The organism is Streptomyces sp. NPDC053427 (genome assembly GCF_044544985.1).
Taxonomy (GTDB): Bacteria; Actinomycetota; Actinomycetes; order Streptomycetales; family Streptomycetaceae; genus Streptomyces.
The window spans coordinates 54,653-81,429 of the sequence record NZ_JBITYA010000003.1 but is presented as its reverse complement, the minus strand read 5'-3'; the positions used below and the strand labels follow the sequence as shown (position 1 = coordinate 81,429).

At 71.6% G+C, this 26,777-nt stretch carries 27 protein-coding genes and 1 pseudogene; 6 read left to right on the top strand and 22 right to left on the bottom strand.

Annotation, left to right across the window (positions count from 1 at the left end; all coding sequences use genetic code 11):
- Positions 1-38: 38 nt before the first annotated feature.
- Positions 39-1,016, bottom strand: a complete 978-nt coding sequence (locus ACIGWZ_RS08315; protein ID WP_400062116.1) for a GlxA family transcriptional regulator — start codon at positions 1,014-1,016, stop codon at positions 39-41.
- A gap of 127 nt (positions 1,017-1,143) precedes the next feature.
- On the opposite strand from ACIGWZ_RS08315, the gene ACIGWZ_RS08310 reads away from it, so the two are divergent.
- A complete protein-coding gene (locus tag ACIGWZ_RS08310; protein WP_400062114.1) occupies positions 1,144-2,130 on the top strand; it encodes an NADP-dependent oxidoreductase in 987 nt (328 codons plus the stop codon).
- A gap of 543 nt (positions 2,131-2,673) precedes the next feature.
- On the opposite strand, the gene ACIGWZ_RS08305 is transcribed toward ACIGWZ_RS08310, so the two are convergent.
- Complete coding sequence (locus ACIGWZ_RS08305) at positions 2,674-4,038, bottom strand: (2,3-dihydroxybenzoyl)adenylate synthase (protein WP_400062112.1); 1,365 nt, start codon at positions 4,036-4,038, stop codon at positions 2,674-2,676.
- Between the two features lie 368 nt (positions 4,039-4,406).
- Between ACIGWZ_RS08305 and ACIGWZ_RS08300 the strand changes: the two genes are divergently transcribed.
- A complete protein-coding gene (locus ACIGWZ_RS08300; RefSeq protein ID WP_400062110.1) occupies positions 4,407-4,940 on the top strand; it encodes a MarR family winged helix-turn-helix transcriptional regulator in 534 nt (177 codons plus the stop codon).
- Between the two features lie 40 nt (positions 4,941-4,980).
- On the opposite strand, the gene ACIGWZ_RS08295 is transcribed toward ACIGWZ_RS08300, so the two are convergent.
- From ACIGWZ_RS08295 to ACIGWZ_RS08245, 11 genes are all read right to left on the bottom strand, one after another.
- Positions 4,981-6,006, bottom strand: a complete 1,026-nt coding sequence (locus ACIGWZ_RS08295) for a Rieske 2Fe-2S domain-containing protein (RefSeq protein WP_400062109.1) — start codon at positions 6,004-6,006, stop codon at positions 4,981-4,983.
- Between the two features lie 2 nt (positions 6,007-6,008).
- Positions 6,009-6,236, bottom strand: a complete 228-nt coding sequence (locus ACIGWZ_RS08290; protein ID WP_400062107.1) for a recombinase-like helix-turn-helix domain-containing protein — start codon at positions 6,234-6,236, stop codon at positions 6,009-6,011.
- Between the two features lie 32 nt (positions 6,237-6,268).
- Positions 6,269-7,204 carry a PDR/VanB family oxidoreductase gene (locus ACIGWZ_RS08285; RefSeq protein ID WP_400062106.1) on the bottom strand — a complete coding sequence of 312 codons (936 nt, stop codon included), beginning with the start codon at positions 7,202-7,204 and terminating at the stop codon, positions 6,269-6,271.
- Positions 7,197-8,843 (bottom strand): thiamine pyrophosphate-binding protein, encoded by a 1,647-nt coding sequence (locus ACIGWZ_RS08280; RefSeq protein ID WP_400062104.1) that lies wholly within the window; start codon positions 8,841-8,843, stop codon positions 7,197-7,199. The genes ACIGWZ_RS08285 and ACIGWZ_RS08280 overlap by 8 nt, the downstream gene beginning before the upstream one ends.
- 12 nt (positions 8,844-8,855) lie before the next feature.
- Entirely contained in the window at positions 8,856-9,638 is a 783-nt protein-coding gene (locus ACIGWZ_RS08275; protein WP_400062102.1) for an SDR family oxidoreductase, read from the bottom strand.
- Between the two features lie 52 nt (positions 9,639-9,690).
- Entirely contained in the window at positions 9,691-10,440 is a 750-nt protein-coding gene (locus ACIGWZ_RS08270; protein ID WP_400062100.1) for an SDR family oxidoreductase, read from the bottom strand.
- Entirely contained in the window at positions 10,433-10,954 is a 522-nt protein-coding gene (locus ACIGWZ_RS08265) for a cupin domain-containing protein (RefSeq protein ID WP_400062098.1), read from the bottom strand. Before ACIGWZ_RS08265 ends, ACIGWZ_RS08270 begins: the two co-directional genes overlap by 8 nt.
- Positions 10,955-10,966: 12 nt before the next feature.
- Positions 10,967-11,749, bottom strand: a complete 783-nt coding sequence (locus tag ACIGWZ_RS08260) for an alpha/beta fold hydrolase (protein ID WP_400062096.1) — start codon at positions 11,747-11,749, stop codon at positions 10,967-10,969.
- Positions 11,746-12,540 carry an aspartate dehydrogenase domain-containing protein gene (locus ACIGWZ_RS08255; protein ID WP_400062094.1) on the bottom strand — a complete coding sequence of 265 codons (795 nt, stop codon included), beginning with the start codon at positions 12,538-12,540 and terminating at the stop codon, positions 11,746-11,748. Before ACIGWZ_RS08255 ends, ACIGWZ_RS08260 begins: the two co-directional genes overlap by 4 nt.
- Positions 12,537-13,442, bottom strand: coding sequence for a VOC family protein (locus ACIGWZ_RS08250; protein ID WP_400062092.1), 906 nt, complete (start codon positions 13,440-13,442; stop codon positions 12,537-12,539). The genes ACIGWZ_RS08255 and ACIGWZ_RS08250 overlap by 4 nt, the downstream gene beginning before the upstream one ends.
- A gap of 69 nt (positions 13,443-13,511) precedes the next feature.
- The gene (locus ACIGWZ_RS08245) at positions 13,512-14,996 is read right to left on the bottom strand and encodes an aldehyde dehydrogenase family protein (RefSeq protein ID WP_400062090.1); all 1,485 of its coding nucleotides are present in this window, start codon (positions 14,994-14,996) and stop codon (positions 13,512-13,514) included.
- Between the two features lie 199 nt (positions 14,997-15,195).
- Here ACIGWZ_RS08245 and ACIGWZ_RS08240 point away from each other — a divergent pair, with 199 nt between their 5' ends.
- Positions 15,196-16,575: an MFS transporter gene (locus ACIGWZ_RS08240; protein ID WP_400062089.1), complete on the top strand. Its 1,380-nt coding sequence runs from the start codon at positions 15,196-15,198 to the stop codon at positions 16,573-16,575.
- A 112-nt stretch (positions 16,576-16,687) separates the two neighbouring features.
- On the opposite strand, the gene ACIGWZ_RS08235 is transcribed toward ACIGWZ_RS08240, so the two are convergent.
- Both ACIGWZ_RS08235 and ACIGWZ_RS08230 read right to left on the bottom strand, forming a co-directional pair.
- Positions 16,688-17,251 carry a helix-turn-helix domain-containing protein gene (locus tag ACIGWZ_RS08235; protein WP_400062087.1) on the bottom strand — a complete coding sequence of 188 codons (564 nt, stop codon included), beginning with the start codon at positions 17,249-17,251 and terminating at the stop codon, positions 16,688-16,690.
- Positions 17,248-18,756: an MFS transporter gene (locus tag ACIGWZ_RS08230; RefSeq protein WP_400062085.1), complete on the bottom strand. Its 1,509-nt coding sequence runs from the start codon at positions 18,754-18,756 to the stop codon at positions 17,248-17,250. The genes ACIGWZ_RS08235 and ACIGWZ_RS08230 overlap by 4 nt, the downstream gene beginning before the upstream one ends.
- A gap of 184 nt (positions 18,757-18,940) precedes the next feature.
- On the opposite strand from ACIGWZ_RS08230, the gene rpmF reads away from it, so the two are divergent.
- Together rpmF and ACIGWZ_RS08220 are read left to right on the top strand one after the other, a co-directional pair.
- Positions 18,941-19,111, top strand: a complete 171-nt coding sequence (gene rpmF / locus ACIGWZ_RS08225; RefSeq protein ID WP_382976046.1) for a 50S ribosomal protein L32 — start codon at positions 18,941-18,943, stop codon at positions 19,109-19,111.
- Between the two features lie 9 nt (positions 19,112-19,120).
- Positions 19,121-20,296, top strand: coding sequence for a GTP-binding protein (locus tag ACIGWZ_RS08220; protein ID WP_400062082.1), 1,176 nt, complete (start codon positions 19,121-19,123; stop codon positions 20,294-20,296).
- On the opposite strand, the pseudogene ACIGWZ_RS08215 reads toward ACIGWZ_RS08220, so the two are convergent.
- From ACIGWZ_RS08215 to ACIGWZ_RS08200, 4 genes and pseudogenes are all read right to left on the bottom strand, one after another.
- Positions 20,278-20,385 (bottom strand): annotated as a pseudogene (locus tag ACIGWZ_RS08215) (GNAT family N-acetyltransferase); the annotation flags it as partial. The gene ACIGWZ_RS08220 and the pseudogene ACIGWZ_RS08215 sit on opposite strands and share 19 nt — an antisense overlap.
- A 103-nt stretch (positions 20,386-20,488) precedes the next feature.
- Positions 20,489-21,085, bottom strand: coding sequence for a cysteine hydrolase family protein (locus ACIGWZ_RS08210; RefSeq protein ID WP_400062080.1), 597 nt, complete (start codon positions 21,083-21,085; stop codon positions 20,489-20,491).
- Complete coding sequence (locus ACIGWZ_RS08205; protein WP_400062078.1) at positions 21,082-22,545, bottom strand: MFS transporter; 1,464 nt, start codon at positions 22,543-22,545, stop codon at positions 21,082-21,084. Before ACIGWZ_RS08205 ends, ACIGWZ_RS08210 begins: the two co-directional genes overlap by 4 nt.
- Entirely contained in the window at positions 22,542-23,015 is a 474-nt protein-coding gene (locus tag ACIGWZ_RS08200) for a MarR family winged helix-turn-helix transcriptional regulator (RefSeq protein ID WP_400062076.1), read from the bottom strand. Before ACIGWZ_RS08200 ends, ACIGWZ_RS08205 begins: the two co-directional genes overlap by 4 nt.
- A gap of 230 nt (positions 23,016-23,245) precedes the next feature.
- On the opposite strand from ACIGWZ_RS08200, the gene ACIGWZ_RS08195 reads away from it, so the two are divergent.
- Positions 23,246-23,671: a pyridoxamine 5'-phosphate oxidase family protein gene (locus ACIGWZ_RS08195; RefSeq protein WP_400062075.1), complete on the top strand. Its 426-nt coding sequence runs from the start codon at positions 23,246-23,248 to the stop codon at positions 23,669-23,671.
- A 65-nt stretch (positions 23,672-23,736) separates the two neighbouring features.
- Here the strand turns inward: ACIGWZ_RS08195 and ACIGWZ_RS08190 are convergent, their stop codons facing one another.
- The 3 genes from ACIGWZ_RS08190 to ACIGWZ_RS08180 all read right to left on the bottom strand — a co-directional run bounded on the left by ACIGWZ_RS08190 (position 23,737) and on the right by ACIGWZ_RS08180 (position 26,740).
- Positions 23,737-24,636, bottom strand: a complete 900-nt coding sequence (locus ACIGWZ_RS08190; protein ID WP_400062073.1) for a calcium-binding protein — start codon at positions 24,634-24,636, stop codon at positions 23,737-23,739.
- 251 nt (positions 24,637-24,887) lie between these two features.
- Entirely contained in the window at positions 24,888-26,174 is a 1,287-nt protein-coding gene (locus tag ACIGWZ_RS08185; RefSeq protein ID WP_400062071.1) for an MFS transporter, read from the bottom strand.
- A complete protein-coding gene (locus ACIGWZ_RS08180) occupies positions 26,171-26,740 on the bottom strand; it encodes an ArsR/SmtB family transcription factor (protein WP_400062069.1) in 570 nt (189 codons plus the stop codon). The genes ACIGWZ_RS08185 and ACIGWZ_RS08180 overlap by 4 nt, the downstream gene beginning before the upstream one ends.
- Positions 26,741-26,777 lie beyond the last annotated feature (37 nt).

Sequence of the window (26,777 nt, the reverse complement as noted above, 5' to 3'; positions counted from 1 at the left end):
CACCGAGCCCGCGCGGAGCGTGCCCGCGAGCGCGAGGGTCAGGCGGCCGCGGCCGTGGTCGCGGGGCGGAAGGTGCGGCGGTACGCCTGGGGGGTGACGCCGATGGAGGCGTGGAGGTGCTGGCGCAGGGAGACGCCGGTTCCGAAGCCGGCGCGGTGGGCGACGCGGTCGACGGGCCAGTCAGTGGTTTCCAGCAAGTGGCGTGCCAGATCGATGCGTTGGCGCGTGAGCCATTGGCCTGGGGTGATGCCGACTTCGTCGCGGAAGCGGCGGGTGAAGGTGCGGACGCTCATAGTGGCGTGGGCGGCGAGGTCGGCCAGGGTGAGGCGTTCGGTGAGGCGTTCCAGGGCCCATGCCTGGGTGGGGGCGGTGCTGGTGGCCCGGGGATCGGGGACGGGCCGCTGGATGTACTGGGCCTGGCCGCCGTCGCGCCAGGGCGCTACGACGCAGGAACGGGCGACCTCGTTGGCGATGAGGCTGCCGTGGTCACGGCGGACGATGTGCAGGCACAGGTCGATGCCGGCGGCGACACCGGCGGAGGTGAGGATGTCGCCGTCGTCGACGAACAGGACGTCGGGGTCGATGCGGGTGGTGGTGAACATCCGCTGCAGCCGGTCGGCCTCCCGCCAGTGAGTGGTGGCGGGCCGGTGGTCGAGCAGCCCGGCGGCGGCCAGGACGTACGTGGCGGTGCAGATGCCGACGATCCGGGTGCCGGGGCGGATGGCGGCCAGGGCGTCGCGCAGCGCCCCGGGCAGGCGACCCTCCTCGCGGATCGGGCCGAGGGCGTGGGAGGGCGGGATGACGACGGTGTCGACGCCGGCCAGGAGCGAGGCGTCGCGGGTGACGCTGAGCCCGTAATCGGCCTCGGCGCGTACCGGGCGGCCGTCCAGGCTGCATGTGGTCACGGTGTAGAGCGGGTTGCCCGCGCTGTCGCGGGCGGCCCCGAAGATGCGCGCGGGGATGCCGAGCTCGAAGGGGACGACTCCGTCCAGGGCCAGAACGCCGACGTGGTGCATGGCCGGATCCTTTCAGGCCGTGGCCATCAGGCCGCTACTGGGGCTCTTGTGGCTCCGGCAGGCTGAGGACGTGCCCAAGGAAATCGGCACAGACCGGAAAAATCTCTACCGGAGAGAGAACGTGACCATGTCCCAGCCCACCACCAGCCCCGCCAGCCCCGCCCCCGCGACCATGCGTGCCGTCTCCCAGGACGCCCCGGGAACCCCCGACGTCCTCAAGGTCGTCGAGACGACTCGCCCGCAGCCGGGCCGGGGCGAGGTCCTGGTCCGCGTGCACGCGGCGGGCGTGAACCCGGCCGACTGGAAGACCCGCGAGCGGGGAGCGTTCGGCGCCGGTACGAAGCTGCCCTTCATCCTGGGCTTCGACGTCTCCGGGGTGGTCGAGGAGACCGGCGACGGCGTAACCCTCTTCCAGCCGGGTGACGAGGTCTTCGGGATGCCGCGCTTCCCCCACCCGGCCGGCGCCTACGCCGAGTACGTCACCGCCCCGGCCCGCCATTTCGCACCGCGCCCCAAGGGCCTGGACCACCTCCAGGCCGGTGCCCTGCCGCTGGCCTCGCTCACCGCCTGGCAGGCCCTGGTGGACACCGCGCACATCCGGCCCGGCCAGCGCGTTCTCGTCCATGCCGCCGCGGGCGGCGTCGGCCACTTGGCCGTCCAGATCGCCAAGGCCCGGGGCGCCCATGTGATCGGCACCGCCAGCGCCGCCAAGCACGACCTGCTGCGCTCGCTCGGCGCGGACGAACTCATCGACTACCGCAGCCAGGACTTCGCCGAGTCCGTCCGCGACGTGGATGTGGTCCTGGACGGCCTCGGCGGCGAGAACTGGGCCCGGTCCCTGCGCACCCTGCGCCCAGGCGGAACGCTGATCTCGATCCTGCCGCTGGACGACACCTTCCCCCGCGAAGAGGCCGAAGCGGCAGGGGTGCGGGCGGTCTTCATGCTCGTCGAACCCGACCAGGCGGGGCTGCGCGAGATCGGCGCCCTGGTCGAGGACGGTCGTCTGCGGGTGATCGTGGACGCGGTCTTCCCTCTCGCGGAGGCCGCCGCCGCCCACACGCTGGGTGAGACCGGCCGCACCACCGGAAAGATCGTCCTTTCCGTCACCCCGTGACCGAGTCCTCCCGCCTGATCGACCGGACACGTCCTCGAAACGGCGTGCCCGACCGGCCACCGTGCAGAACACTCCCCTGACCTGCCATCACAAGCCCCTCCGGATCGGTCGCGGGACGGTGGCCGCTCAGGCGGCGCAGTTCGCTCCCGCACGCGTCCGGGGACGGTTCGTCCGGCCCTCTCCACTTGCGTACGGCGCTCAGTTCGCCGGGAGACACGGCCACACGATCCGTCGACCATGCGTCGGCGGTGCTGACCCAGATGTCGCCTGATGCGCGGTCGGTGTGACGGGTGGGGGGAAGGGTGTCGAGGTCAAGTGGTGCGTTGCCCAGGCTCAGGGGAGAGCTCCAGCGCTCCGTCGCCCCCCTGGAGGGCTCCGGGGCGGGTTCAGGCGCGGGTTCGGGTTCATCGGCCATGCCGATGATTCTGTGGTGTGCCTGTGGGTGAGCAGCCTCTGGTTCCGTGAATTCCACTCCTTGAGGGGACTTCGCCGAAACCGGGATACACATGACCGGCCCGTCACAGGCCAGAGGGGTCTTCGTGGTCAGCCCGCCGTGGGACGTCCTTCAGGGCGGCCGGTCACCACCAGGTTGCCGTCCGGGGTGCGCCGCGCGAGGGCGCCGGTGCGGAGGTAGCCGTCGGGGGTGAAGGAGCGTGCGTTGTGGTCGGGCGCCCGGTAGTAGCCCCGCAAGGTATACGGACCGCGGGCGAGGAGTTCGCCGGGCTCCCCGTCGGGCACGTCCTTGCCGTCGACGTCGACAAGACGGATCTCGTCGTCGGGCGAGAGCGGGCGGCCCTGCGTGGTGAGCACGGTCTCGTCCGGATCGGCGGGCCGGGTGAGGGTGAGCGGCCCCTCAGCCATGCCGAAGACCTGCTGCAGGCGGCAGCCCCATTCGGGGCCGATCCGTTCGGCGGTGGCCCGGTGCAGGGGCGCGCCGCCTATCTGCACGAGACGCAGGCTGCTCAAGTCGGCCTGGACCGTGGGGAGTTCGTCGAGCCAGCGCTGGGCGACGGCGGGCGCCACGGAGGTGAGGGTGACCCGCTCTCGTTCGATGGCCGTGAGGCATGCGGCGGGTTCCGGGGTCTCGGCCAGAACGACGGTGCCGCCGACGGAGAGGGTGCCGACGATGCCGGGGCAGCCGAGGGTGAAGGTGAACTCGGCGGGCTGTGCGGCGAGATACACGTCGTTCTCGGTGAGCGACACCAGTTCGGCGGCGGCCCGCGCCTGGTAGGCGTAGTCGTTGTGGGTGCGCGGAACGAGCTCGGGCGCCGCGGTGGGACCGTCGGAGAGCAGGAAGAACGCCACCTGGTCGGCACTCTGCGCAAGTGTCGGCCCGGGCGGGGCGTCGATGGAGCCCAGCGGGAAGTAGTGGCAGCCCGACGGGTCGGTCGTCAGGCCGCCGTACGGGGACGAGGTGCCCGGCGCCTCATAGGTGAACACCCGCCGCAGGAAGGGCCCTCGGGACGCGATGTCCGCGGCCATCGCCATGTGGTCGAAGCCCCGGTGCGTCGAGGGACCGACATAGCCGGTGGCCTCGGTGACCCGCACCAGGTGGGACACCTCGGACGCGCGGTGCGAGACCGGGCACAACGCGGGGACCGCGCCGATGCGCATCAGCGCGAACGTGGTGATGACGAACTCGGGAACGTTCGGCAGCTGGACGACGACACGTTGTCCGGGCCGGAGGCCGCGCAGCCGGAATCCGGCGGCCATGCGGTCCACGCGCCGGTTCAGGGCCGCGTACGTGATGCGGGTGTCGCCGTGCACGAGCGCGGTCCGCGATCCGTATTGCAGGGCCCAGCCGCGCAGCAGGTTGTCCAGCGTATTGCCACGCCAGTGCCCGACCGCCCAGTAGCGGTCGACGAACTCCTCGGGCCAGGGCGTGCAACCGTCGAGCATGGATGTCATTCGCTTTCTTCTGTGCTACCAGCTTCCGAACCGGAAGCCGTGCGGGTCGTATTCCGCCGTGACAGGGGGCGAAGCCGGTGTGTTCACCGGGCTGCGTTGGCCTTGACAGTCCAATCCGTCAACGCCCCTCTACGCAATGTGCTTTCCCGACCATGGACGCTGAACGCCCTCAGCAGAAAGTCCAATGAGCGCCGCTGACCAGGAGGAATGGTCAGGGCGCAAGCCCATCGGACCGCGTACCCCGTCCCTTCGAGCGGCCTGCCGGCGACGGCCAGTCGCCTCAGGGGTAGAATTTTCAGGGGTAAGGGATGTGTGCGCCGCGCATGGACTGCGGCGGCACGGTCCTGCGGATCGTACGAGGGGACGGGATGGCGGAGCGCAGGGCGACGGGGGATGTGGATGCCGTCGCGATGGTCATCGAGGAGTGGGCGCGGGAGCGTCCCGAGCTGGACACCGCCCCGCTGGAGGTCCTGGCCCGGCTGCACCGGTCGTTCCTGCGGTACAGCACTCGCCTCACGGCCTCCATCGAACGCCACGGCCTCTCGGTGGCCGGTTTCGATGTGCTGACCGCGCTGCGCCGGTCCGGGGCCCCGTACCGGCTGACTGCGGGCCGGCTCGCCGACGCGGGGCTGGTGTCGTCCGCCGGGGTCACGCTGCGGATCGACCGGCTGGAGAAGGACGGGCTGATCGTGCGGGAGCGGGACGCCGAGGACCGGCGCGTCGTGTACTCGCGGCTCACCGACGAGGGGCTCGCCAAGGTGGATCAGGTCTTCGCCGAGCACTTGGACAATGAGCGCCGGATGCTCGGCGGGATGTCGCCGGCCGAGTGCCGCCAGCTCGCGCGGCTGCTGCGCAAGCTGGAGCACTCGATCCTCGCGTCGGACGAGGAGCCCGCCGGCTGAGCTTCGAGGGGAGCCCGCCGGCTGAGGCCCGCGGCTCAGCTCACCCGGCCGGGGCGACGGCCGCGGACTGTCGCTCGGCCTCCGCCCGGTACAGGCGCCGCAGCCGCACCACGCCCAGATCGTGCTGGTAGAGGTTCTCCCGCTGGTCGGCGTCGGCGGGCATGGCTTCCAGCATGACGCGGTCCTGTTCGAGGACCGCCCAGTGCCGCTCCTCGATGAGCGTCTTGTAGAGGAAGCGCCAGGTGTCGCGCTGCCAGCCCTGCACGCGGCGGTAGCGCCAGAAGAAAACACCGGTGCGCCCGGCGTCCACCGGGCAGACCATGCCGACGATGCCGAAGGCGCCGCCGGGGCCCGCGGAGGGCGGGTACGGGATGGAGAGGTCCACCCAGTCGACGCCGGTGCGGCACAGCTCGACCCAGTCGAAGTTCACGCCCCGCTGGTCGGTCTTCTCGAAGAAGTAGCCCCGGTCGGTCTCGCGGATACGGAACTTGGCCGTGGTGTCCCCGTCGTACATGGTGTGGGACTCGTGGTGCAGGAACGCTCCGTGCATGGGGTCGAGGAGGTTCTCCATGGCATACCGCCACGGGACGTCCCACTCGGCGTAACACAGGATCGGCTCGATCTCGGGGTCGTCGAGGGGCTCGGGGAGGGTCAGGTCGACCGGTTCCGGGTGCTGGTCGTCGCCGAAGTAGGCGAGGATCGCGCCGGCGACCTCGCGGACCGGGAGCGAGGTGACGAGCTTCTTGCCTTCGAGATTGCAGCCGGGCAGGCCGGGCACGGACGAGACGGTGCCGTCGGGCTCGACCTCGACGCCGTGGTACCAGCAGGCGACCCGGTCGCCGAGGTGCTTGCCCAGGGACAGCGGGGCGCCGCGGTGGGGGCAGCGGTCGGCGAGCATCGACAGGGCGCCGTCGGAGCGGCGGAACAGCAGCCACTGTTCGCCGAGCGCCGTCACCTTGCGCATCGCGCCGGGCGCGACGAAGTGGGAGGGGACGACGGGGTGCCACTGGTTGCGGAGGCCGGTGGCACAGATGTGGTCGGCGGTTGCGGTGGTGGAGAGGGTCATGGTCAGGCTCCCAGGCGGTGCATCTCGGCGCGGAAGGACTCCTCGGTCCACGGGGCGCCGTCGGGGGCGTGGACCTGGCGGGCGTTCAGTCCGCCGATGACGTCGGCGAGTTCGTGGCCGTCCTTGCTGAAGATTTCCTCCAGAGTGGCGGCCAGCTTGTACTCGTAGGGGGTGGGTTCGTGCGTACGGCACTGGTGGGTGTCCAGGTACGGCCAGGGGGCGGTGGTCATCGGGCCTCCAACGGCAGAGTCGGTGGGTAGCTTCACAGATCGAGGACGAGGCGGCCGGAGGCACAGCGCGAGACGCAGATCATCATGGTCGCGTTCGCGGTGTGCTCGGCCTCGCTGAGCAGGAAGTCGCGGTGCTCGGGGGTGCCGGCCAGCACCCGGGTCTCGCAGGAGCCGCAGATACCGTCCCGGCAGGAGCTGGTGACGGGGATGCCCGCGTCCTCCACGGCCTGAAGGATCGAGGTGTCCGGGCCGATGGTGAGCGTGCGGCCGGAGGCGCGGCACTCGACCTCGAACGCCGCGTCCTCGCCGGTGCGTTCCGTCGCGGGCGCCGCGAAGCGTTCCACGCGCAGGCGCTCGGCCGGGCACTTCCGCTCGATCGCGGCCAGCAGGGGCTCGGGGCCGCAGCAGTAGACGAGGGTGGTGTCGGACAGGCCGTCGAGGGCGGCGTCCAGGTCGAGGTGTCCGTGCTCGTCCTGGGGGACGAGGGTCACCTCGCCGCCCAGCGCGGCCAGTTCGTCGGTGAAGGCCATCGAGGCGCGGTTCCGGCCGCCGTAGACCATCCGCCAGTCGGCGCCGCGCCGGGCGGCCTCGCGGGCCATGGCCAGCAGCGGGGTGATGCCGATGCCGCCGGCCACGAACAGGTACCCGGGGGCGTCCTCCAGGGCGAAGTGGTTGCGCGGCGCGGAGACCGCGACGGTCTGACCGGGGCGCAGCCGGGTGTGCACATGGCGCGAACCGCCGCGCGAGGCGGGTGCGTTGAGCACGCCGATGCGGTACGTGGTCGGCGCCTGCGGGTCGCCGCACAGGCTGTACTGGCGGATCAGGCCGCCCACCTCGACGTCGAGGTGGGCTCCGGGGGCCCAGGCGGGAAGGGGTTTGCCGTCGGGGTGGGTCAGTTCGACGGACAGGACGCCGTCGGCCTCCCAGGTCATCCGGTGCACGGTCAGGTGCAGAGGCGTGTCACTCATCTCGGCCGGCTCCTGTCTGCTCCGGGATCTTCACGGGCGGGGTGAACGGGTTCTTCATCGGGCCCAGCGCCGTCAGGTCGACCTCGACGAGCACCGGCCCGTCCGACGCTACGGCTTCGTCCAGCACCGGGGCGGCGTGTTCCTCGGCCGCGATGCGCAGATACGGCAGGCCGCAGGCGCCGGCCAGCTGCGCGAAGTCGGGGGTGGTGAGGTCGACGCCGGAGCGGCGCTCGCTGTACGTGTCCTGCATGTTGCGCAGCACTCCGTAGCCGCCGTCGTTGAAGACGAGCAGGGTGAGGCGGGGCCGTTCCTGGGCGAGGGTGAGCAGTTCGCCGAGGTGGACGGCGAGGCCGCCGTCACCCGCCATCACGACCGTGGGCGTCTCCGGGCGGGCGAGGGCGGCTCCGATGCCCATGCCGAGGCCCTGCCCGATGCCACCGCCGCGGGGGAAGACGTTGTCGCGCGGGTCGTAGATCTCCAGCAGCCGGTTGCCCCAGCTGCTGGAGGGGATGGTGACGTCGCGGGCCACGACGGCCTCGCGGGGCAGGGCGGCGCGGAGCGCGTCGCAGATCGCCGCCTGGGGGCCGATGGCGTCGTGCAGGGTGCCCCGCACCTGGTCGCGGACCGCGGTGATCCGGTCCGTCCAGGACCGCTCGGCCGGTGCCGCGTGGGGCAGCAGCGCCGCCAGGATGTCGGCCGCGTCGCCGTGGAGCGGGTGCCGGGCCGGGTAGACCCGGCCCAGCGCGTCGGCGTCGAGGTCGATCTGGAGGTGGGCGGCGGGGAGCGTGAGTCCGTAGTCGGCGGTTTCGTTGGAGCGGAAGTGGGTGCCGATGGTCAGCAGGACGTCGGCGTCGGCGAGCAGCGCGCGGACCGGTGGGGTGGTGGCGAAGTTGCCGATGACCTGGGGGTGGTCCTCGGGCACCGTGCCGCGCCCGGAGTTCGATGTGAGCAGTCCCGCGCCGGTCGCGGCCAGCAGGTCGGCGAGTGCGGTACGGGCGCGGGTCGCGCCGCCGCCCGCCCAGATGAGGGGGCGGCGCGCCGAGGCCAGCAGCGCGCCGGCGGCGGCCAGCGCGTCCGGTGCGGGGGCCGGGACGGCGGACGCGGGGGCCGGTGCCGCGGGATCGTTCTGGGCCGCGTACTGCAGATCGATCGGCCACTCGACGCTCGCGGGCCCGCAGGGGGCGGTGCCCGCGGCGTGGGCCGCCGCGCGCAGGACGCGGCCCGCATCGTCGGCGGACGGCACGGTGGCGGCGTACCGGGAGACCGCCGTCAGCATGCCCAGCTGGTCCTTGGTCTCGTGGATGAAGCCGCGGCCGCTGCCCAGATAGCGGCTCTCCACCTGCCCGGTGACGTGCAGGACGGAGGTGCCCGCGCTGAGCGCCTCGATCAGCGAGCCGGCGGCGTTGCCGGCGCCGGTGCCGGTGGAGGTGAGGGCGCAGCCGATGCCGCCGCGGGCACGCCCATAGGCGTCGGCGGCGTTCACGGCGGACGCCTCGTGGCGTACCGGGACGAACCGCAGCTCCCGGTCGACGGCCTCGACCAGCGGCAGGTTGTGCACGCTGACGATGCCGAAGACGGTGTCGATGCCGAGTTCCCGCAGGACGGCGACGAGGAGATCGCCTCCGTTGTCGTAACGCATGGTGAGGTCTCCTCAGAGGATGGAACGGCCGACGCCGCCGCAGACGTCGATGCTGGTGCCGGTGATGTACGAGGCGCGGGGCGAGAGCAGCGTGACGATCGCGTAGGCGACCTCGTCGGCCCGGCCGAGCCGGCCGAGTGCGATACCGCGGTCGGTGGCGAGCCGCGCCTGCCAGTCCTCGTAGGTCAGGTCGGTGTCCGCCGCGGCGTGGCGACGGGTCCACTGGCCGGTGTCGATCAGGCCGAGGCATACGGAGTTGACCCGGATGCCGTCGGCGGCGAGTTCGGCGGACAGGGACTTGGAGAGGTTGAGGATGCCGGCGCGGGCGGCGCTCGTGGTGATCAGGCGGGTCTCGGGCTGTTTGGCGAGGACCGCGTTGACGTTGACGACGCTCGGCGCGGGCGCCGCCTTCAGGTGCGGGCGGGCCGCGTGCAGCGGGTTGAGGACGCCGCTGAACTTCAGCTCCAGCTCGTCGCGCCAGTCGTCGGCGGTGGTCTCGTCCAGGCTCTTCATCCGGGACTGGCCGGCGTTGTTGACGAGGCCGTCGATGCCGCCGAACGTTGCGGCGGCCAGGTCGGTGAAGGCGCGCACGGCGTCCGCGTCCCGGACGTCGCACACCGCGGTCAGCAACCGGTCGCTGTCGAGGTCGGCCGCCGCGCGGGCGAGCCGGTCGGCGTCGCGTCCGCAGGTGGCGACGTGCGCGCCTTCGGCGAGGAGGGCGCGGACCGTGGCCAGGCCGACGCCCGAGCTGCCGCCGGTGACCACGATGGTGCGGTCGGCGAGGCCCAGATCCATGACGGTTGTCTCCTGTTGCTCGGTGCAGGTGGTGTGGGTCGGTGCAGCGTGGTCAGTGCATGGTGAAGCCGCCGTTGACGGCGATCACCTGGCCGGTCAGATAGCGGGACTCCTCGCCGAGCAGGAAGGCGACCGTTCCGGTGAGGTCGTCGGGTTGCTGGGGGCGGGAGATGGCCCGGTTCATGCGGTAGAGGTCGTGCCGCTCGGCGGGCACGGTCTCGGTGGCCTCGCACTCGGTCAGGCCGGGGGCGACCGCGTTGACGGTGATGCCCTTGTCGCCGAGTTCGCGGGCCATGGCCCGGGTCAGTGCGATCACGGCGCCCTTGGAGGCGATGTAGTGGGCCAGCCGCGGGGAGCCGTAGAGGGCGGCGTCGGAGGCGAGGTTGACGATGCGGCCGGGGCCGCCGTGGGCGAGGAGATGCGGCAGCAGGGCCTTGGACACCAGCCAGGGGCTGCGGGCGTTGACCGTCATCAGCCGGTCCCAGTCCTCGACGTCGATGTCCTGGAACTCCTTGCCGCCCACCCCGTTGGCGAGCGCCGCGTTGTTGACCAGACCGTAGAGAGGCCCCAACTCCCCCGTAAAGTCGGCGAGTTGGGCCACGGAGGCCGGGTCCGCGACGTCGCAGCGCGTGAAGTGGGCGTCGATGCCCTCCGCGCGCAGCCGCGTCTCGGCGGCCCGGCCGCGCCGCTCCTCCAGCTCGGCGAGGACGACCCGGAAGCCGTCCGCGCCGGCCCGGCGGGCCATGGCCAGTCCCAGGCCACGGCCCGCCCCGGTGACGACGACGGTGCGTCGGTCAGCCACGGGTGACACCGTGCATCGGCGAGTACTCGGGGTACGACGGCACCTGCGGCTTCTGCGTGCCGATGATGACGCAGAACAGGGCGTCGGTGTCGCCCTCGTTCTTCAGGGAGCGGGTCACGCCGGCGGGCACGACGATCATGTCGCGGTAGCCGAGGGTGCGGTACTCCACCTCGTCCGGGCCGCGGTGGACACCCACGCGGACCCGGCCCTCCAGCACGAAGAAGGCCTCCTCCACGTCGTGGTGGGTGTGCGCGGGGCCCTCGGCGCCGGGCGGCAGCAGCATGTTGGAGAAGGTGAAGCCGCCCGACGGGAGGATCCGGTTGTCGCTCTCGTGGTTGCCGGTGGCGCCGGAGCCGACGTAACGGATCTGGCCGCGGCGGTACTGCGGGCCCGCCTTCTCCTGGAAGGAGAGGGTGTCGAAGTCGGCGGCGCGGGAGTCCTTCGTGGCGATCAGGGAGTCGGTGTACTTGGCGAGGTCGCCGCCGTTGTCGTAGGCGGTGGTGGTCAGAGGCATGCGGATCAGCTCCTATGCGGGGATACGGGCGGTGATGCGGAGGTGCGAGAGCACCCAGGCGTTGAAGCGCTCGGGTTGCTCCTGGTTGGCCAGGTGACCGGCGTCCTTGACGATCACGTAGGCGGTCTTGTGGACGGCACCGGCGAGGGCCTGGGAGGCGTCGGGGCCGGTGACGCGGTCCTGGTCGCCGCAGAGGACGAGGGTGGGGGCGGCGATCCGGGGCAGCTCGTCGCGCAGGTCGGCGGCGGCCATCGACGCAGCGGCGTATCCGTAGCCCGGCAGGCGGATGGCGTCCGCCATGGTGTCGGTCACGCGCCGGACGAGGTCGGCGGGGGCCCGCTCGGACACCAGGCGGGGCGCGCGCCGTTCCGCGAAGGTCCGAGAGCCGGCCTCGGCCAGCTCCGCGGCCCGCGCCCGCATGGCGGCCGCCTTCTCCGGGTCGGTACCGGAGCCCGGGCTGGAGTCGGCGACGATGAGGGACGCGACGAGCTCCGGATGGCGGACGGCGAGTCGCAGCGCGATCACGCCGCCCCAGGACACGCCCAGGACGTGCGCGTGCCCGCCGCGCGAGCGGATCAGGTCGGCCGCCGTGTCGGCGTAGTCGTCGAGGGTCAACGGGGCTTCGGGGTCGGCCGACTTGGCGTATCCGGGGGCGTCCCAGGCGACGACGCGTGCGTGGCGTCCCAGTTCGGCGAGTTGCGGGGCGAACGCGGCCGACGAGGAGCCGATGCCGTGCAGACACAGCAGCAGCGGTCCCTGGTGGCCGGCCTCCTCGGTGTGCACGGCGGCGGTCACAGGATCTGCCCCGTCCGGCCGGCCAGGGCGGCGAGGCTGCGCAGTACGGCGTACGGCACGACCTGGCTGGTCGCCGGGTTGCCCGGGTCGGGCAGATGCGCGACGTCGAAGCGGTACGTCCCGTGGGGCCCGGACGCCTCGATGACGTGCCGGGTGTGGTGTGCGGCGGGGTCGGCGACGACGCGCACGCGGACGGCGTCGAGGTCGCCGGCGGCCAGGGCGACCGAGGCGGCGACGTTCGTCGACTTGGGGAACTTCACCGGTATGTCGCGTGCGGTGCCCGACATGACCTCGACGGGCCCGGTCGCGGACCGCATCCGGTCGAGCAACTCCTCGTCCATCCAGGGCTGTTCGAGGGTCGCCGGTAGCTTCGTCGTCGTCAGTCGTACGTCGTCCAGCGGGCCCATCGCCCGGACGGCCTGGAGCAGGTCGAGCCCGCCGACCGCGCCACCGGTGAAGTACACCCGGCCGGGCCCCGCGGCGCGCAGCCGCTTGGACAGCTCGTCGTCGGTCAGCGCCCCGGTCGAGGCCACGAGCAGATCGGTGCCGGCGGTGAGGACGCGCTCGCCCCATTCCCGGACGACTCCCTGGCCCGCGGCCTCCACGATCAGATCGCAGCGCGCGATCGCCTCCTCGAAGGTGACCTGCGGCGCGGGTGCCGCCTCGCCGAGCGGGCGGTTGTCGACGAGACACGTCAACTCGGCGCCGGGGACGTCCTGTTGGGCGAGGGCGGTGCCGACGACGCGGCCGATGGCGCCCCAGCCGACCAGTCCCACCTTGAGCGTGCTCATACCTGAATCCCCTCCGGCGAACCGGCCATGTGGCGGCGGATCTCCGTCGACGGCGGGCCCGCCGTGCCCCACAGGTCGGAGAGTTCGGGGGTGCGGCGCCACACCTTGGCGATCCAGCGGTCCTCCACCACCTGCGCCACTTCGGAGGTGTATTCGCAGACCAGGCCGGTCGGGTCGGTGAAGTAGGAGAAGGTGTTGTTGCCGGGACCGTGCCGGCCCGGTCCCCACTTCGGCGCGATCCCGTGGTGCCGCAGCCGGCCCAGGCCGCGCATGAAGTGGTCGACCGAACTCATCTCGTACGCCACGTGGTTGAGGGACACCCATGCGGCCTGGTTGAACGCGATGCAGTGGTGGTCGGCGTTGCAGCGCAGGAACGCCATCTGGTGCTCGGACCAGTCGGAGACCCGCAGTCCGAGCACATCGCAGTAGAAGGCGACGGCAGCGTCGATGTCGGGGGTGTTGAGGACGGTGTGCGTGACGCCGACGGGGACGGCCGCGTCCCGTCCGCGTGGCGCGCCCGCCCAGGTTTCCGCGGAGAGTTCGATGAGCCGCCCTTCGTGGTCGTGGAAGCGCAGGCCGTATCCGCCGCCGACCTGGTCGAGCGGGCCGGGCCCGGCGACCGCAACGATGCCGCGGGCCTCGAGCCTGCGGGCCGCCTCGTCGATCTCGGCGGGGGTGGCGACCGCGAAGGAGATCCGGCCGAGGCCGGTGCGATCGGAGCGGGTCAGCTGGAGCGCGTGGTGTTCCTCGCCGGTGCCGCGCAGCCATGCGGCGTCGCGCTCGGACTCGACGACCGCGAGCCCCCACGCCTCGGCGTAGAAGTCGGCGGCTTCGCCGAAGGTGGGCGTGAGCAGCTCGACCGAGCGCAGAGCACGCAGGCGGGCGAGGGGGGGCTGGGGCATGACCGTCTCCGGAGGCAGGGGGCAGGGGCGAGGGTTGTGGTGGGGGCGGGGGCGGATGCGGGGCGGGGCCTATCCGGCCCACGGCAGGGGCGCGTCGGAGGTGCCCCAGTACAGGGACTTCTGCCGCTGGTAGGCACGGATCGCGTCGCGGCCCTTCTCGGTCCCGAGGCCGCTGTCCTTCCATCCGCTGAAGGGGGTGGAGATGCTGAACTGCTTGTAGGTGTTGATCCAGACCGTGCCGGCATCGATGCGGCGCGCCAGCCGCCAGGCCGCCCGGTGATCGCGGGTCCAGATGCCGCAGGCCAGGCCGTACACCGAGTCGTTGGCCTGGCGGACCAGATCGTCCTCGTCGTCGTAGGGCAGGGCGATCAGCACGGGGCCGAAGATCTCTTCCCGGCATACCCGGGCGGAGTTGGGGAGCCCGTCGATGACCGTCGGCAGGTAGTAGGCACCGGCCTTGTACGCGTCGCCCTCGGGGACGGCCCCGCCGCACAGGACCCGGCCGCCCTCCTCGCGGGCGAGGTCCACATATGCGGCGACGGCGTCCCGGTGCCGGTGGTGGACGAGCGGACCGACCTGAGTGCCGGGCGCGGTTCCGGGGCCGACGCGCAACGCCCGTACCCGGTCGACGAGTTCGCCGACGAACGCGTCGTAGATGTCGCGTGCGACGAACAGCCGCGATCCGGCGATGCAGGACTGGCCGCTGGAGGAGAAGATCCCGAACATCACGCCCGCCAGGGCTTGGGGGATGTCCGCGTCGGCCCGGACGACGGTGGGTGACTTGCCACCCAGTTCGAGCGAGGCGGGGATCAGCTTGGCGGCGGCGACCGCGGCGATGGCCCGGCCGGTGTCCGTACCGCCGGTGAAGCCGATGCGGCCGACCAGGGGGTGGGTGGCGATCGCGTCGCCGACGACCCGGCCGCTGCCCGGCAGGACCGACAACAGCCCGGTCGGCAGCCCGAGTTCGTCCAGGGCGCGGGTGATCAGGCGGCCGAGGACGAGGGAGACCAGCGGCGTCCAGGCGGCGGGCTTGAGGAGGACGGCGTTTCCGGCGGCGAGCGCGGGAGCGATCTTCTGTGCGTCGCTGGCGACCGGGGAGTTCCACGGATTGATGGCCGCGACGACGCCGATCGGTTCGTACACGCTCATCGTGACGTAGGCGCCGCGTGACGGGGTGAGCGCGTCCTCGGCCGTCTCCAGCGCGGCCGCGGTGTAGCGGAAGGTCGCGCCGGCGCTCAGGGCGAGGGCCTTCGTCTCGGCGAGGGTCTTGCCGGTGTCGGCGGTCTGGACCGCGGAGAGTTCGTCCGCGGCGTCCTCGATCAGTTCGGCGATGCGGTGCAGCAGCCGGGCGCGCCGATGGGGCGGCAGGTCGCGCCAGGCCGGGTCGGCGGCGGCGCGCGCACCGGCCCGGGCCGCTTCGTCCACCTCTTCCACCGAGGCCGCCCGGAGGGTGGCGAGGATCTGGCCGGTGGCCGGGTCCACGGTCTCGAGCGGGGCGCCCGCGCCGGGGCGCCACTGGCCTCCGATCAGGATGTCGGTGGAGAAACGAGGCACGGCGGACCTCCGGGACCGGTCGGCGGATGGGTGGGGCTCCGAGCGAGTGCGGTCGGCTCCGAGCACTAGAAATCTAAGGGCTTAAATATCTCGTCGGCAAGACCTCCTGCGCGAGAAAATACTTTTGCCATTAACTATTGACCGCTTAGGCAACTGTTCCTACTGTCGCCGCAACCCCCTGTTCGCGGAAGGAACCTCCATGACGACTGTGGCCGGACGGCCCGCCGCGGGATCCGCAGGATCAATCGCCGCAAGGCTCGAACGACTGCCGCACTCCCGCTGGCACGTCAAGGTCCGCTGCCTGATCGGCGCCGTCACCTTCTTCGAGGCGTTCGATCAACTGCTGGCCGCCTCCGCACTCCCCGTCCTCGTGCGGGACTGGCACCTCACGACGGGGCAGGCCACCTTCGCCCTGACCGCCGCCTCGATCGGCATGCTCCTGGGTGCCCTGGGCGCCGGATCGCTGGGCGACCGGATCGGCCGGGTGCGGACGGTGGCCCTCGGGGTCGCCGTCACCGCGCTCGCCGGCCTTGCCGTCGCCCTCACGAACGGCATCGAGATGTTCGCGCTCTTCCGGTTCGTCCAGGGCCTGGGCATCGGCGGCGTCGTCCCCGTCGCCGCCACCTACATCAACGAGATCGCACGCTCGGACCGCCGCGGCCGCTTTGTGCTGCTCTACGAGATGATCTTCCCGGCCGGTCTGGCCGCCGCGACCCTGCTCGCCGTGTGGGTGGTGCCCCATCTCGGCTGGCGGGCGATGTTCGTGATCGGCGGGCTGCCCGTACTGCTCGCCGCCGCCCTCCCCCGGCACGTCGCCGAGTCGCCGCGCTGGCTGCTGGCGCGCGGGCGGACGGAGGAGGCCGAGCGCGTCCTCGCACGGATCGAGGCCGAGGTGGCGCGCTCCACCGCCGCCCCTCTGCCGGAACCGGCCGCCACCGCCACGGCGGGCACGGACACCTCTCGGGGACGCCTGCGGGAGCTCTTCGGCGGGCGCTATCTGCGCCGCACCGCGGTCGTCTCCGGCCTCTGGTTCGTCGCGTACTACGTCAACCACGGCATCTCCACCTGGCTGCCGTCCCTCTACACCAAGAACTTCGGCCTGGACCTGACCACCGCGCTGGTCTACACGCTGCTCAGCAATGTCACCGGCCTGCTCGGCACGCTGGTGGTCGCGCTCGTGATCGACCGGGTCGGCCGACGGCCCGCCCTGGTGGTCGCGTTCGGCGGTACGGCGCTGGCGGTGGGGACCCTCGCACTGGCCGGGGCCGTCTCCGGCGGCCAGGTCGCGGTGTTCGCGTCCTGCACGACCTTCTTCGTCTACGCGATCAATGCCGGGCTCTACCTCTACTCCCCCGAGCTGTACCCGACGCGCAACCGCGCCAAGGGCGCGGCCTTCGGCGGCCTGTGGAACCGGGCGGGCGTCATCCTCGGCCCGATCGTCGTCGGCGGCATCCTGGGCGCGGGCGGCAGCCTGACGCTGGTCTTCACCCAGCTCGCGTGCGTGGCGGCGGTGGGCGCGGTCATCGCGCTGTTCGCCGTCGAGACGAAGGGCCGGACCCTGGAGGAACTCAACTCCTGAGCCACCGGCGCAAGCCTGAGGGCTCTCCGTTACCGCTCCGACGGAACGGGGAGCCTTTCGGCATGCCCGGCCCGCCTTCCCGGGCGGGCGGAGCGCGGCGGTCGACGGGGCGTCAGCACGCCTCGCCGGTGAGAACTTCCCGGAGCAGGCCGGCCAGGTCGGCCGCTTCCACCTTGCCGAGTTCGCCGAACGAACCGGACCGGCGCCCCAGCACGATGCCCAGGACCGCCGCCACCACCATCTCGGCGCGCAGCCTGGGCCGTCCCTTCCCGTCGGCCGCGAAGCGCCGGTACAGCGGCTCCACCAGTCGGTCGTGCAGTGCGGCGCGCGCGGCCTCCTCGGCTTCCGGCTCACTCAGCCGCTGGACGCCGACCTGGAGGATCGGGACGAGCCCCTTGCGGTCGGCCCGCTCCAGGACGTCCAGCAGCCGGTCCGGATCGAGCAGGTCTCCGAGGACCGTGTCGCCCCGCTCGGCCTCGACGGTGGCCAGATACAGCTGCGTCTTGCCCCCGAAATAGCGGGCGATGAGGGCCGGGTCCACACCCGCTCGGCGGCCGATGTCCCGGGTGGTGGTGCGGTCGAACCCGTGCTCGGCGAAGAGTTCGCCCGCCGCGCGCAGCAGCGATTCGCGGCTCTGCGCGGAATCCCTGCGGCGCGCTTCCTGTCTCCCGCTCAACGGTGTCCCTCCGTGTCCGCCCGCGTGTCGATCTCACGCTCCGTCACGGCCACCCTATGCGTTCCGGCGGCCGGTGCCGTCTCGGGGGATCGCGACACCTGGCGGGACGCGGCGGCCGGACGCGGCGCGCGGGCCAGCAGATATCCGGCCAGGGCGGTGACCACCCAGACCGCGCAGGCGGAGAGCGCGGCCACCCCGTAGCCGCCCTCGGTGGGCAGCCCCTGGGCACCGGTATGAGCCGCGAGGACGGCCGCGCCGAAGGCGCTGCCGGTGGAGTACCCGATGTACTTCACCACCTGGTTGAAGCTCATCGCGCTGCCGGTCTCGTGCGCCGGGACCGCGCCCACGATCATCGCGGGCATCACGGACATGGTGACGCCGGCGCCCAGACCGATGAGGCCCATGGTGACGAACACCTCCCACAGACCGCCCCGAGCGCAGACGAAGAGCGCGGTTCCCCCCAGGGACACCAGGCAGCCCAGGGGCAGCAGACGGGCGGGCGGGACCCTGCGGGAGACCATCCGCACCAGACGGCCGGAGACCATGCTGGCCGCCGAGAAGGGCACCAGCACCAGACCGGCGACCACGACCGAGGCGCCGAAGCCGTAGCCGGCCGACGTCGGCGTCTGCACGTACTGGGTCACCAGCGACAACATGACGTACATCGCCACTCCGGATATCAGCGCGGTGAGATCCGCGGCGAGCACCGCCCGGTCGCGGACCAGCCGCACGTCGACCAGGGGGTGGGCGGTACGCAGTTCGTGCACCACCCACCAGGTCAGGAGCAGCACGGACACCGCGATCAGCCCGAGCAGCCGTGCCGAACCCCAGCCCCACTGCCCGCCGACAGTGGTCGCGTAGAGCAGTCCGGCCATCCCCGCGGCCAGCAACAGCGCGCCCAAAACGTCCAAGGGGTGCTTGGGCCGCTGCGGCGACGGCGGCAGGACCACGCAGAGGGCCGCCAGGGCCAGCGCCGTGGCGAGCGCCGCGAACCAGAATCCGGAGTGCAGCCCCAGGTATGCGGCTAGGACCCCGGTGAGCGGATAGCCCAGCCCCACTCCGGCGGCCGCGGTCAGGGAGAGGGTGGCGACCGCATGCCGCGCCCGCTCGGGCGGCAGCGCGTCCCGGGCGGCGGCCATGGCCAGCGGGGTGAGGCCGATGCCGATGCCCTGCAGTCCCCGCCCGACGACCAGCCCGGCGAAGCCCGTCGGCAGCGCCGCCAGCAGACTGCCCACGAGCGCCACCGCCAGGCCCCCGAGGATCACCTTCCGGCGGTGCGGCCCGTCCCCCAGCCGCCCCATCAGCGGGGTGGCCACCGCGCCCACCAGCATCGTCACCGTCAACGACCACTGGGCCACGCCCAGGGACACATGGTCCACCCGCGCGATCGTCGGGATCAGCGGCGCGCCCAGGCTGCTGATGATCGCCACCAGCATCCCCACCGAGAGCAGCACCGGCACCAGCGCCCGTTCCCTCAGCGAGGGGGTCGTATCTGCGGCTTCCACGGCGGGGTCCTCCTGTCGACGATGTCACCAAGTGATGTCATCGTACGGTGACACTCGTCGGCCCCGGAATGCGCGGCCTCGTGGGCAGACTCTGCGGCACGCCTGAGCTTCGCCCTTTTGGAAATGGAATCCATTTCCATATAGAGTGGCGTCCGTCCGCCGCACACCCCTTCAGGAGGTCCCCATGGCCGTACCCAAGCGGAAGATGTCCCGCAGCAACACCCGCCACCGCCGCGCCCAGTGGAAGGCCAGCACCCCCCAGCTCGTACCCGTCACCGTCGACGGCACCCCCTACCTCGTCCCGCAGCGACTGGCCAAGGCGTACGCACGCGGCCTGCTGCGCCCCGAGAGCTGAGCCGACGGAATGATCCACCACCGACTGCCCGTCACCGTCCTGTCCGGTTTTCTCGGAGCGGGCAAGACCACCCTGCTCAACCACGTCCTGGGCAACCGGGACGGCCTGCGCGTCGCGGTCATCGTCAATGACATGAGCGAGGTCAACATCGACGCGACGCTGGTGCGCGGGGGCCAGGCCGCCCTCTCGCGTACCGAGGAACGCCTGGTCGAGATGACGAACGGCTGCATCTGCTGCACCCTGCGCGACGACCTGCTCGAAGAGGTCGACCGGCTGGCCCGCGAGGGCCGCTTCGACTACCTCCTCATCGAATCCAGCGGCATATCGGAACCGATGCCCGTCGCGGCCACCTTCGCCTTCCCGCGCGACGACGGAGCGACCCTGGGCGACCTCGCCAGGCTCGACACGATGGTCACCGTCGTCGACGCCGCCAACTTCCTGCCGGAGCTGGCCGGCGGCGACGGACTGGCCGAACGGGGGCTGGACCAGTACGAGGAGGACGAACGCACCGTCAGCGACCTGCTGATGGACCAGATCGAGTTCGCCGACGTCATCGTCCTCAACAAGACCGACCTCGTCGACGCGGACAGCGCCGACCGCCTCCGTGCCACGCTCGCCCGCCTCAACCCGGCCGCCCGCATCGTGCCCGCCCGGCACGGCCGGGTGAACCCCGGCGACATCCTCGGCACCGGACTCTTCGACCTGGAGCGGGCCCAGCAGGCCCCTGGCTGGGTGCAGGAACTCAACGGCGACCACCTCCCGGAAACCGAGGAATACGGCATCTCCAGCACGGTCTTCCGCGCCGATACGCCATTCCACCCGGGCCGACTGTGGACCTTCGTCACCGAGGGCCTGGACAGCGGCGCCTACGGTCGCATCCTGCGCTCCAAGGGCTTCTTCTGGCTGGCCAGCCGCCCGAACGTCACGGGCTTGTGGTCGCAGGCCGGAGCAGTCGCACGCTTCGAGCCGTCCGGGGCCCGCGATGCCGACGACAGCCAGGGCCAGGAACTGGTCTTCATCGGCACCGGTCTGCGCGTCGAGGCACTACAAGCGGCCCTGACCGACTGCCTCTTGGCGGACGGGGAACGACTCCGCGACGACCCGTTCCCCGCGTGGGACACGTACGGAATCGACGACGCCTGCGAACACGAGCACCCCGACCTGGATCAGCTCCTCAGCCCGTAGAAGCGGATCGGTGAGTTCGGCTTGAAGCCGATGCGCGGGTACACAGGCGTCCCGGCGACCGTCGCATGCAGGGTGGCGCGGGTCAGTCCGGGGTGGACCGGCTCAGCGAGGATGTCCGCCGCCTGGCTCAGACGTTGCGCGATGAGCCCCGCCGCGGGAGATCCCCGAGCCGGAGCGCCGAGCGGCTGCATGTCAGGCGGACGCCAGCAGCGCACGTAGCCCGATGGTGTCGATGACATGGGCACGGGACGGGAACACCTTGTCCACCAGCACCCGGTGGACCTCGGGGTCGGGGTCGGCGACGCCGTCGGACAGGACGTAGACACGGTAGTCGCGGTCGGCGGCGTCGTTGAGGGTGGACAGGACGACGCCGCTGGTGCTGATCCCGGCGAGGATCAGCGTGTCGATACCCCGGTCGCGCAACTGCTGGTGGAGATCGGTGGTGGAGCCCGAGCCGATGCGGACCTTGCGTACGACGATGTCGCCGTCCTCGGGGGCGATCCGCTCGTCGATCCGGGTGGCGATGTCCTCGTGGTGCATCCGCTTCGCCGCGGCGACCGCGCTGAAGGTCTTGTTGGTCTCCGGGATCGCCGCCCAGTCGTCCTCGGTGAAGGCGACACGGACGTAGCCGATGGTGCCGCCGGCGGAGCGGACGTCGGCGATGGCGCCCTTGACCCGCTCGACGAGCGCGTCGGCGTCGGGGGCGAGGGGGACGATCCCGTCCTGGAAGTCCATCGCCAGCAGGGCGGTGCGCTCGGGGTCGATCGGGGGCAGGGTGGGGGTGGTCACGCGGAACTCTCCTTTGTGTGCGGGGTGTTGGAGGTGCTGGGGGCGTTCTTCGGCCCGCGGCCCATCAGGCGGCGGTCGAGGACGGTCAGCAGCAGGGCCGCGAGGCCCGCCCCGACCAGCACGATGCCGAGCGTGTGCAGACCGTGGTCGCTCGCCCCGTCGCGGAAGACCTGACTGCCGATCACGGCGGAGGTGATGCTGCCGAGGTAGGCGAAGGTCCGGAAGAGCCCGGAGGCGGTGCCGATCTGCTCGGGCGGCGCCGCGAGATAGAGGGCCGTCTGGTTCCCGACCATGGTGGTGGCGGACGTGATGCCGAAGACCAGGGACACCAACACGAGTGCGAGGGCAGGGCTGTTGGAGGTGAGCAGCATGATGCCGACCGAGCCGAGCAGCATGGTCACCGCCGAGGCGATCAGCGGTCCTCGGACCAGATTGCGGCTGGCGAGCGGGCGCGAGATCAGCGCGGACACCGCTCCCATCGGCAGCAGCATCAACCCCGCCTGGAGGGTGGAAAGGCCGTACGCGGCCTCCATCCACTGGGTCATCCCGTACATCACGGAGTAGACGCCGAGCAGGGAGAGCGCCTGGCGCAGATAGGTGCGGGCGAGGGCGCCGTTGGCCGCGAGGCCGCGGAAGTCGAAGAACGGCGCGGTCTTGCGCAGCTCCCATACGACGGTGGGCACGGCGGCCAGGACGAAGACGGCGAGCGCGGCCCACTCCACCTCCGGAAGGCCCATCAGGAAGATGACGAGCGCGCTCATCGACGCGGCGAAGCCGAGAATGCCGGGCAGGTCGATCCGGTCGGCGACCACGCGGAAGCCCTGGTGCGCGCGGTCGAGCACGGCGTCCTTGGGCAGCCAGCGCACGGCCATCACCATCGCGATCGCGGTGACCGGAAGGTTGATCAGGAAGGCCCAGCGCCAGCCCGCGGCGCCGACCAGCAGTCCGCCGATGGGCGGGCCGACGGCGGCGGTGGCCATGCCCGCGACCGCGATGCCGCCGAGCACCCCGCCCGGCGGGGCGTCGAGACCGGCCTCCCCGGCCCGGCGCCGGATCAGCACCATCGCGCAGGGGAAGGCGGCCGAGGTGCCGATGCCGATCAGGACCCGGGCAACGGTCAGCATCGCCAGGTTCTGGCCGAGGCCGCCGACGAGGCCGCCGAGCAGGACGAGCACGATGCCGGACAGGAAGATCCGGCGCGCACCGAGCACCTCCGCCAGCTTGCCCGCCGTGGGCTGCGCGACGGCGCTGGCCAGGTAGAGCGAGGAGACGAGGACGGCGGTACTGCCCACCGAGACGTGCAGATCGGCGGCGATCGGCACCAGGGCCGTCGCGATGATGGAGCTGTTGACGGGGTTGAGGCTGGAGCCCACATAGAGCGGGGTGGTGAACGTCCACGCGAAGGGCTTGTGCGCGAGGTCGCGTGTCGGGGCGTCGGCCCGGCTTGTGCCGGTCTTCATATCGCGCCGTCGCTCAGATCGGCCGCGGCCAGTCGCTCCAGCAGCTCGATGGCCTTCTCCACGTCCTTGAACTCGTCCGCGTTCGTGACGAGTTGGTCGATGGCGCGCGCCAGGAAGGTGTCGCGACCGGCCAGGAGCGTGCCGATCATCTCGGTCGCGGAGGGATCGGCGCTGATCAGCTTCCTGCGGCCGTCCTGCGGGTCGGGCTCGCTGTGGACGAGCCCGGCGGCCTTGAGGACCGCGACGTTCTGCGCGACGGCCTGCGCACTGACGTGCTCGACGGCGGCGAGCCGCGCCGCGGTGATGGGACCCTGCCGCACGACGCTGCTCAACACGCTGAGCTGCGTGGTGGTCAGGCCGATCGCATGCTGCCCCGATTCCGTGCGCAGCCGGGCGCGCAGCCGTTTCAGCGCGTCGTTGAGGCGCTGTGCTGCCGCAGCGGACTGCTGCGGCCGGGGGTTCGAAGTCATGACCCCAGCGTAAGACTCGACAAGTAACTTTGCCAAGTTACTTGTGGAGATTTACGCACGGTGAGCAGATGACCACACGGCGAGGTTGCTGGCCGTGTGGGCAAGGCGGTGCTCGATCGTGCCGTATCCGGATTCTCGGAGATCCTCGATCCCGCCACCCTGGCGTTCTTGAAGTCAGAGGGCTCGTACGCGCGGGTGGGCGGCTGTCCCGTGGGGCTATGGTCGGCCGTATGACGCTGTCGATGCGAGAACGAGAGCAGTTTCTGGCGGAGCCTCATATCGGAGCGCTGTCGGTGGTCGAACGGCCGGACCGCGCACCGCTGACAGTTCCCATCTGGTATCACTACACGCCGGGTGGCGAACTGTGGGTGCGTACCGGGCCTGATTCCCGTAAGGCGCAAGCGATTCGGTCGGCAGGGCGTTTCAGCCTGATGGTGCAGCGGACCGAGCCGACCGTGCGCTATGTGTCGGTGGAGGGACCGGTAACCAGGACGGAAGCAGACAGCCGCGAGCGATCCTGGGAAATGGCCGCGCGGTACCTCCCTCAGGACAAGGTCGCCGACTTCGTGGAATACGACCGCACCCAGCTCGGTGAACACGTCGCCCTCTACATGCGGCCGGAACACTGGGTCTCCGCCGACCTGGGATCCTTCTGACCGCATTCTTCCTGCAGTACTCCGGCGCCGACAGGCGCTTCGCCCTCGGGCCAGCGGTGTGGGGGTCAGTCCTGATGGACCACGTCCGTGCCGGGGCCGCCGGAGAGGGTGTCGGCGCCGGGACCGCCGTACAACTTGTCGTTGCCGCTGTTCCCGTAGATCGTGTCCTCGCCGCCGTTGCCGTAAAGGACGTCGTGGCCCCTGCCACCGTAGAGGAAGTCCTTCCCGGGGCCGCCGTAGAGCGTGTCGTTGCCGTCGCCGCCGGACAGGCTCTGCCTGGCCTCGCCGCCGTGGATCACGTCGTTGCCGGCACCGCCGTCGACGGCGCTGTCGTCGCCGGTGGAGTAAAGGGTGTCGTTGCCGTCGCCGCCCTGTGCGATGGTGCCGTCGGCGGCGTGGATCGTGTCGGTACCCTCCCCGCCGCGCACTACCGTGACCGCACCCACGCTCAGGGTGTCGTCACCCGCCCCGCCGCTGACATCGTTGCCCTCGACGCGGCCGGATTCGGTCAAGGTGTCCCTGCCGGCCCCCAGGTCGATCGAGGCGAAGTAGTACGTCTGGTCGGTCTTGTTGTGGTAGGCGACGACATCGTTGCCGTCGCCGAGGGACATCTCAAGGGTGGCGTACGGGTCCTGGCTGTCCATCGTGGCGACCTTGCAGGAGACCTTCGTGCGGTCCGTACTGCTGGGGTAGGTGCAGCCATTGCCCGCACTGATCGTGACGACGTCGTCGATGAGGTACGCGATATCCGCGCCGGCCTTCGACGCGGTGACCGACACCTTGTTGGTCTGGCCGAGGCCGGCCGCATAGACGACCGTCCCGCCGCTGAGCGCGGCGGTGGCCGACGACGTCGCGGCACCGGCCGTACCGGCCAGCAGCACCGGAGCGGACAGCCCCGCACCGAGAGCCAGCGACAGCGCCGACGCGGCGCCTAACGTGCGGCGGCCGAAGAGACGAGAGGGCATTGCATTCCTCCGTGGGGAGTAAGTGGTTCCAACGACAACGTGTGACTCCCGGGGTATGCCTTTGGTTGCCTTTCCCGCTTGGCGCGGAGCGGTTCTCGGCGGTGCCGGTTCTCACGCCGCTGCGCCGCTTCCGGGACCCGGAGGCTGTCGAGGACGACGAGGAGGGACGGCGGCGCCGGCCCGCTGGGCTCCGGGGCCGAGGCAGGAACGCCGAGTTGGGCTCAGCACTGGCTCAACGACCTCGCGGAGCCCTACTTGGCACCCTCCTGAACGGGATCCCAGGATTCCGGATGATCTGGATCTTCGGCCGGGGCGGCGGCACGCAGCGCCGCCTCGACCCGGCGGTTGCCGGTCATGGTCGACGTGACGGCGGTCATGGTGAGGAGGAGGCCGGCGGCGGCGTAGAGCGGGGTGCGTACGTCGTAGGTGGTGGCCAGCCAGCCGCCGAGGAAGGCGCCGAACGGGGCGGCGCACATGGCGAGCATGCGGGAGGTGGAGGCGACCCGGCCCATCAGGTGGGCAGGGACGATCGCCTGTCGGAGGGAGGGGCCGAGCACCATCGTGGCGCCCATGCCCGCTCCGCAGACGGCGAGCGCCAGCCCGGCGACGTACGGGTTCGGGGCGACGGCAAGGCCCAGGATGGCGAGTCCCTCGACTGCGGCCGTGCAGGTCAGCGCGGTGCCGGTGCCGAGTCGTCGGCCGAGGAAGGAGGCGATGCCCGCGCCGAGCAGACCACCGGTGGCCTCCGCCGTGAGGAGCAGTCCGAAGCCGAAGGTGTCGATGCCGAGACGATCGTGCGCGAAGAGGGCGAGTACGGTCTCCACGGCGAGGAAGGCGATGTTCCCGACCGCCGGCCGCAGCGCGAGCCCGAGCAGCAACTGATCCCGGAATACGTAGGAGGCGCCGGCCCGCGCCTGCCGCAGCAGCGACTCACGGGCCTGCGGTACAGGCCGGGGTGCGGCGGGCAGCGACCGTACGAGCAGTGCGGAGAGCGCGAACGACACCGCGTCGGCGAGCAGCGGAACCGCCCGCCCGAGCGCGAGTAAGGCACTGCCCGCAGGCGGCCCCGCGAAGCCGGACGCGGCGGTCTGGGTGCCGCGCAGGCGGGAGTTGGCGCGCTCCAGGAGCGCAGGATCGCGGCCGATCAGATCCGGCAGATAGGCCGTGGCGGCCGTGTCGAAGAAGAGTCCCCCGAGGCCGAGCAGGAAGGCCACGGCCGCGAGCAGGGGAATGCTCAGCACGTCGAGCGCGGCAGCCGCTGCCGGCATCGCGAGCAGCACCGCGCGCGCCGCGTCCATGACCCACATCGTGCGCCGACGGTCCCAGCGGTCCACCAGCGCACCGCCGAGCACCCCGAAGAGCAGCCACGGCAGCGTTCCGGCGGCCGTGACGACGGCGAGCGCCATCGGATCCCGCGTCAACGTCAACGCGAGCAGCGGCAGCGCGGCATGCGACACCCCGTCACCGAGCGAGGACACCGTCTGCGCAGTCCACAACCGTCCGAACGCGGTCGGCAACTTCCGTACGCTCGTGGTCACTTGACGTCCCCTTCGGCCTGCTCGCGCGATGCGACGTCCCCTTCGGCCTGCTCGCGCGATGCCGGGTGGAACAGTGCGAAGACGAGTGACGCGTCCGGCAGCGACGGATCGGACAGCTCCCGGTACTCGTCCGCCAGTGCCTGCAGCCGCGCCCCCAGCTCCGCGAACTGCTCCTCGGTGAGCCGTAGATGCGCCATCCGTACGTGCCGCTCGCCATCCACCGGCGCTGCCTCCAGGTCCGCCACCGCATGCCGCATCAGCACATCCGGCCCGCCCTCGCCCGGATCCGGCAGCACGATCGCCCGCGCGGCCATTGCGTAGTACCGCTCGGTGACCCCCCGGACCTTCCGCGTTCGGACCACCTTCACCAGGCCGGCCCGTTCGAGCAGCCGTACGTGGTAGCTGGAACTCCCCTTCGCAAGGCCCACTCGCTCGGCGATCTGCGAAATCGTCGCGGGCTCGAAGCGGAGCACGGCCATGATCCGGTGACGCGTGAGATTGGAAACGGCGCGTAGCTGCTCGTCCGTGGTGACGTGGAAGGTCTCGGGAAGATCATCGGTAGGCACGCCCCCAATGGTCAACGTTTCTTGACCATTGGGCAAG

Coding starts and splice junctions, on each gene's coding strand:
- rpmF (WP_382976046.1), top strand. CDS start 18,941: ATGGCCGTACCCAAGCGGAAGATGTCCCGCAGCAACACCCGCCACCGC.
- ACIGWZ_RS08195 (WP_400062075.1), top strand. CDS start 23,246: ATGACGCTGTCGATGCGAGAACGAGAGCAGTTTCTGGCGGAGCCTCAT.
- ACIGWZ_RS08305 (WP_400062112.1), bottom strand. CDS start 4,038: ATGACATCCATGCTCGACGGTTGCACGCCCTGGCCCGAGGAGTTCGTC.
- ACIGWZ_RS08280 (WP_400062104.1), bottom strand. CDS start 8,843: ATGCGTTACGACAACGGAGGCGATCTCCTCGTCGCCGTCCTGCGGGAA.
- ACIGWZ_RS08220 (WP_400062082.1), top strand. CDS start 19,121: ATGATCCACCACCGACTGCCCGTCACCGTCCTGTCCGGTTTTCTCGGA.
- ACIGWZ_RS08290 (WP_400062107.1), bottom strand. CDS start 6,236: ATGACCACCGCCCCCTGGCCGTACCTGGACACCCACCAGTGCCGTACG.
- ACIGWZ_RS08190 (WP_400062073.1), bottom strand. CDS start 24,636: ATGCCCTCTCGTCTCTTCGGCCGCCGCACGTTAGGCGCCGCGTCGGCG.
- ACIGWZ_RS08200 (WP_400062076.1), bottom strand. CDS start 23,015: ATGACTTCGAACCCCCGGCCGCAGCAGTCCGCTGCGGCAGCACAGCGC.
- ACIGWZ_RS08250 (WP_400062092.1), bottom strand. CDS start 13,442: ATGCCCCAGCCCCCCCTCGCCCGCCTGCGTGCTCTGCGCTCGGTCGAG.
- ACIGWZ_RS08300 (WP_400062110.1), top strand. CDS start 4,407: ATGGCGGAGCGCAGGGCGACGGGGGATGTGGATGCCGTCGCGATGGTC.
- ACIGWZ_RS08205 (WP_400062078.1), bottom strand. CDS start 22,545: ATGAAGACCGGCACAAGCCGGGCCGACGCCCCGACACGCGACCTCGCG.
- ACIGWZ_RS08315 (WP_400062116.1), bottom strand. CDS start 1,016: ATGCACCACGTCGGCGTTCTGGCCCTGGACGGAGTCGTCCCCTTCGAG.
- ACIGWZ_RS08265 (WP_400062098.1), bottom strand. CDS start 10,954: ATGCCTCTGACCACCACCGCCTACGACAACGGCGGCGACCTCGCCAAG.
- ACIGWZ_RS08275 (WP_400062102.1), bottom strand. CDS start 9,638: ATGGATCTGGGCCTCGCCGACCGCACCATCGTGGTCACCGGCGGCAGC.
- ACIGWZ_RS08240 (WP_400062089.1), top strand. CDS start 15,196: ATGACGACTGTGGCCGGACGGCCCGCCGCGGGATCCGCAGGATCAATC.
- ACIGWZ_RS08310 (WP_400062114.1), top strand. CDS start 1,144: ATGTCCCAGCCCACCACCAGCCCCGCCAGCCCCGCCCCCGCGACCATG.
- ACIGWZ_RS08285 (WP_400062106.1), bottom strand. CDS start 7,204: ATGAGTGACACGCCTCTGCACCTGACCGTGCACCGGATGACCTGGGAG.
- ACIGWZ_RS08255 (WP_400062094.1), bottom strand. CDS start 12,540: ATGAGCACGCTCAAGGTGGGACTGGTCGGCTGGGGCGCCATCGGCCGC.
- ACIGWZ_RS08295 (WP_400062109.1), bottom strand. CDS start 6,006: ATGACCCTCTCCACCACCGCAACCGCCGACCACATCTGTGCCACCGGC.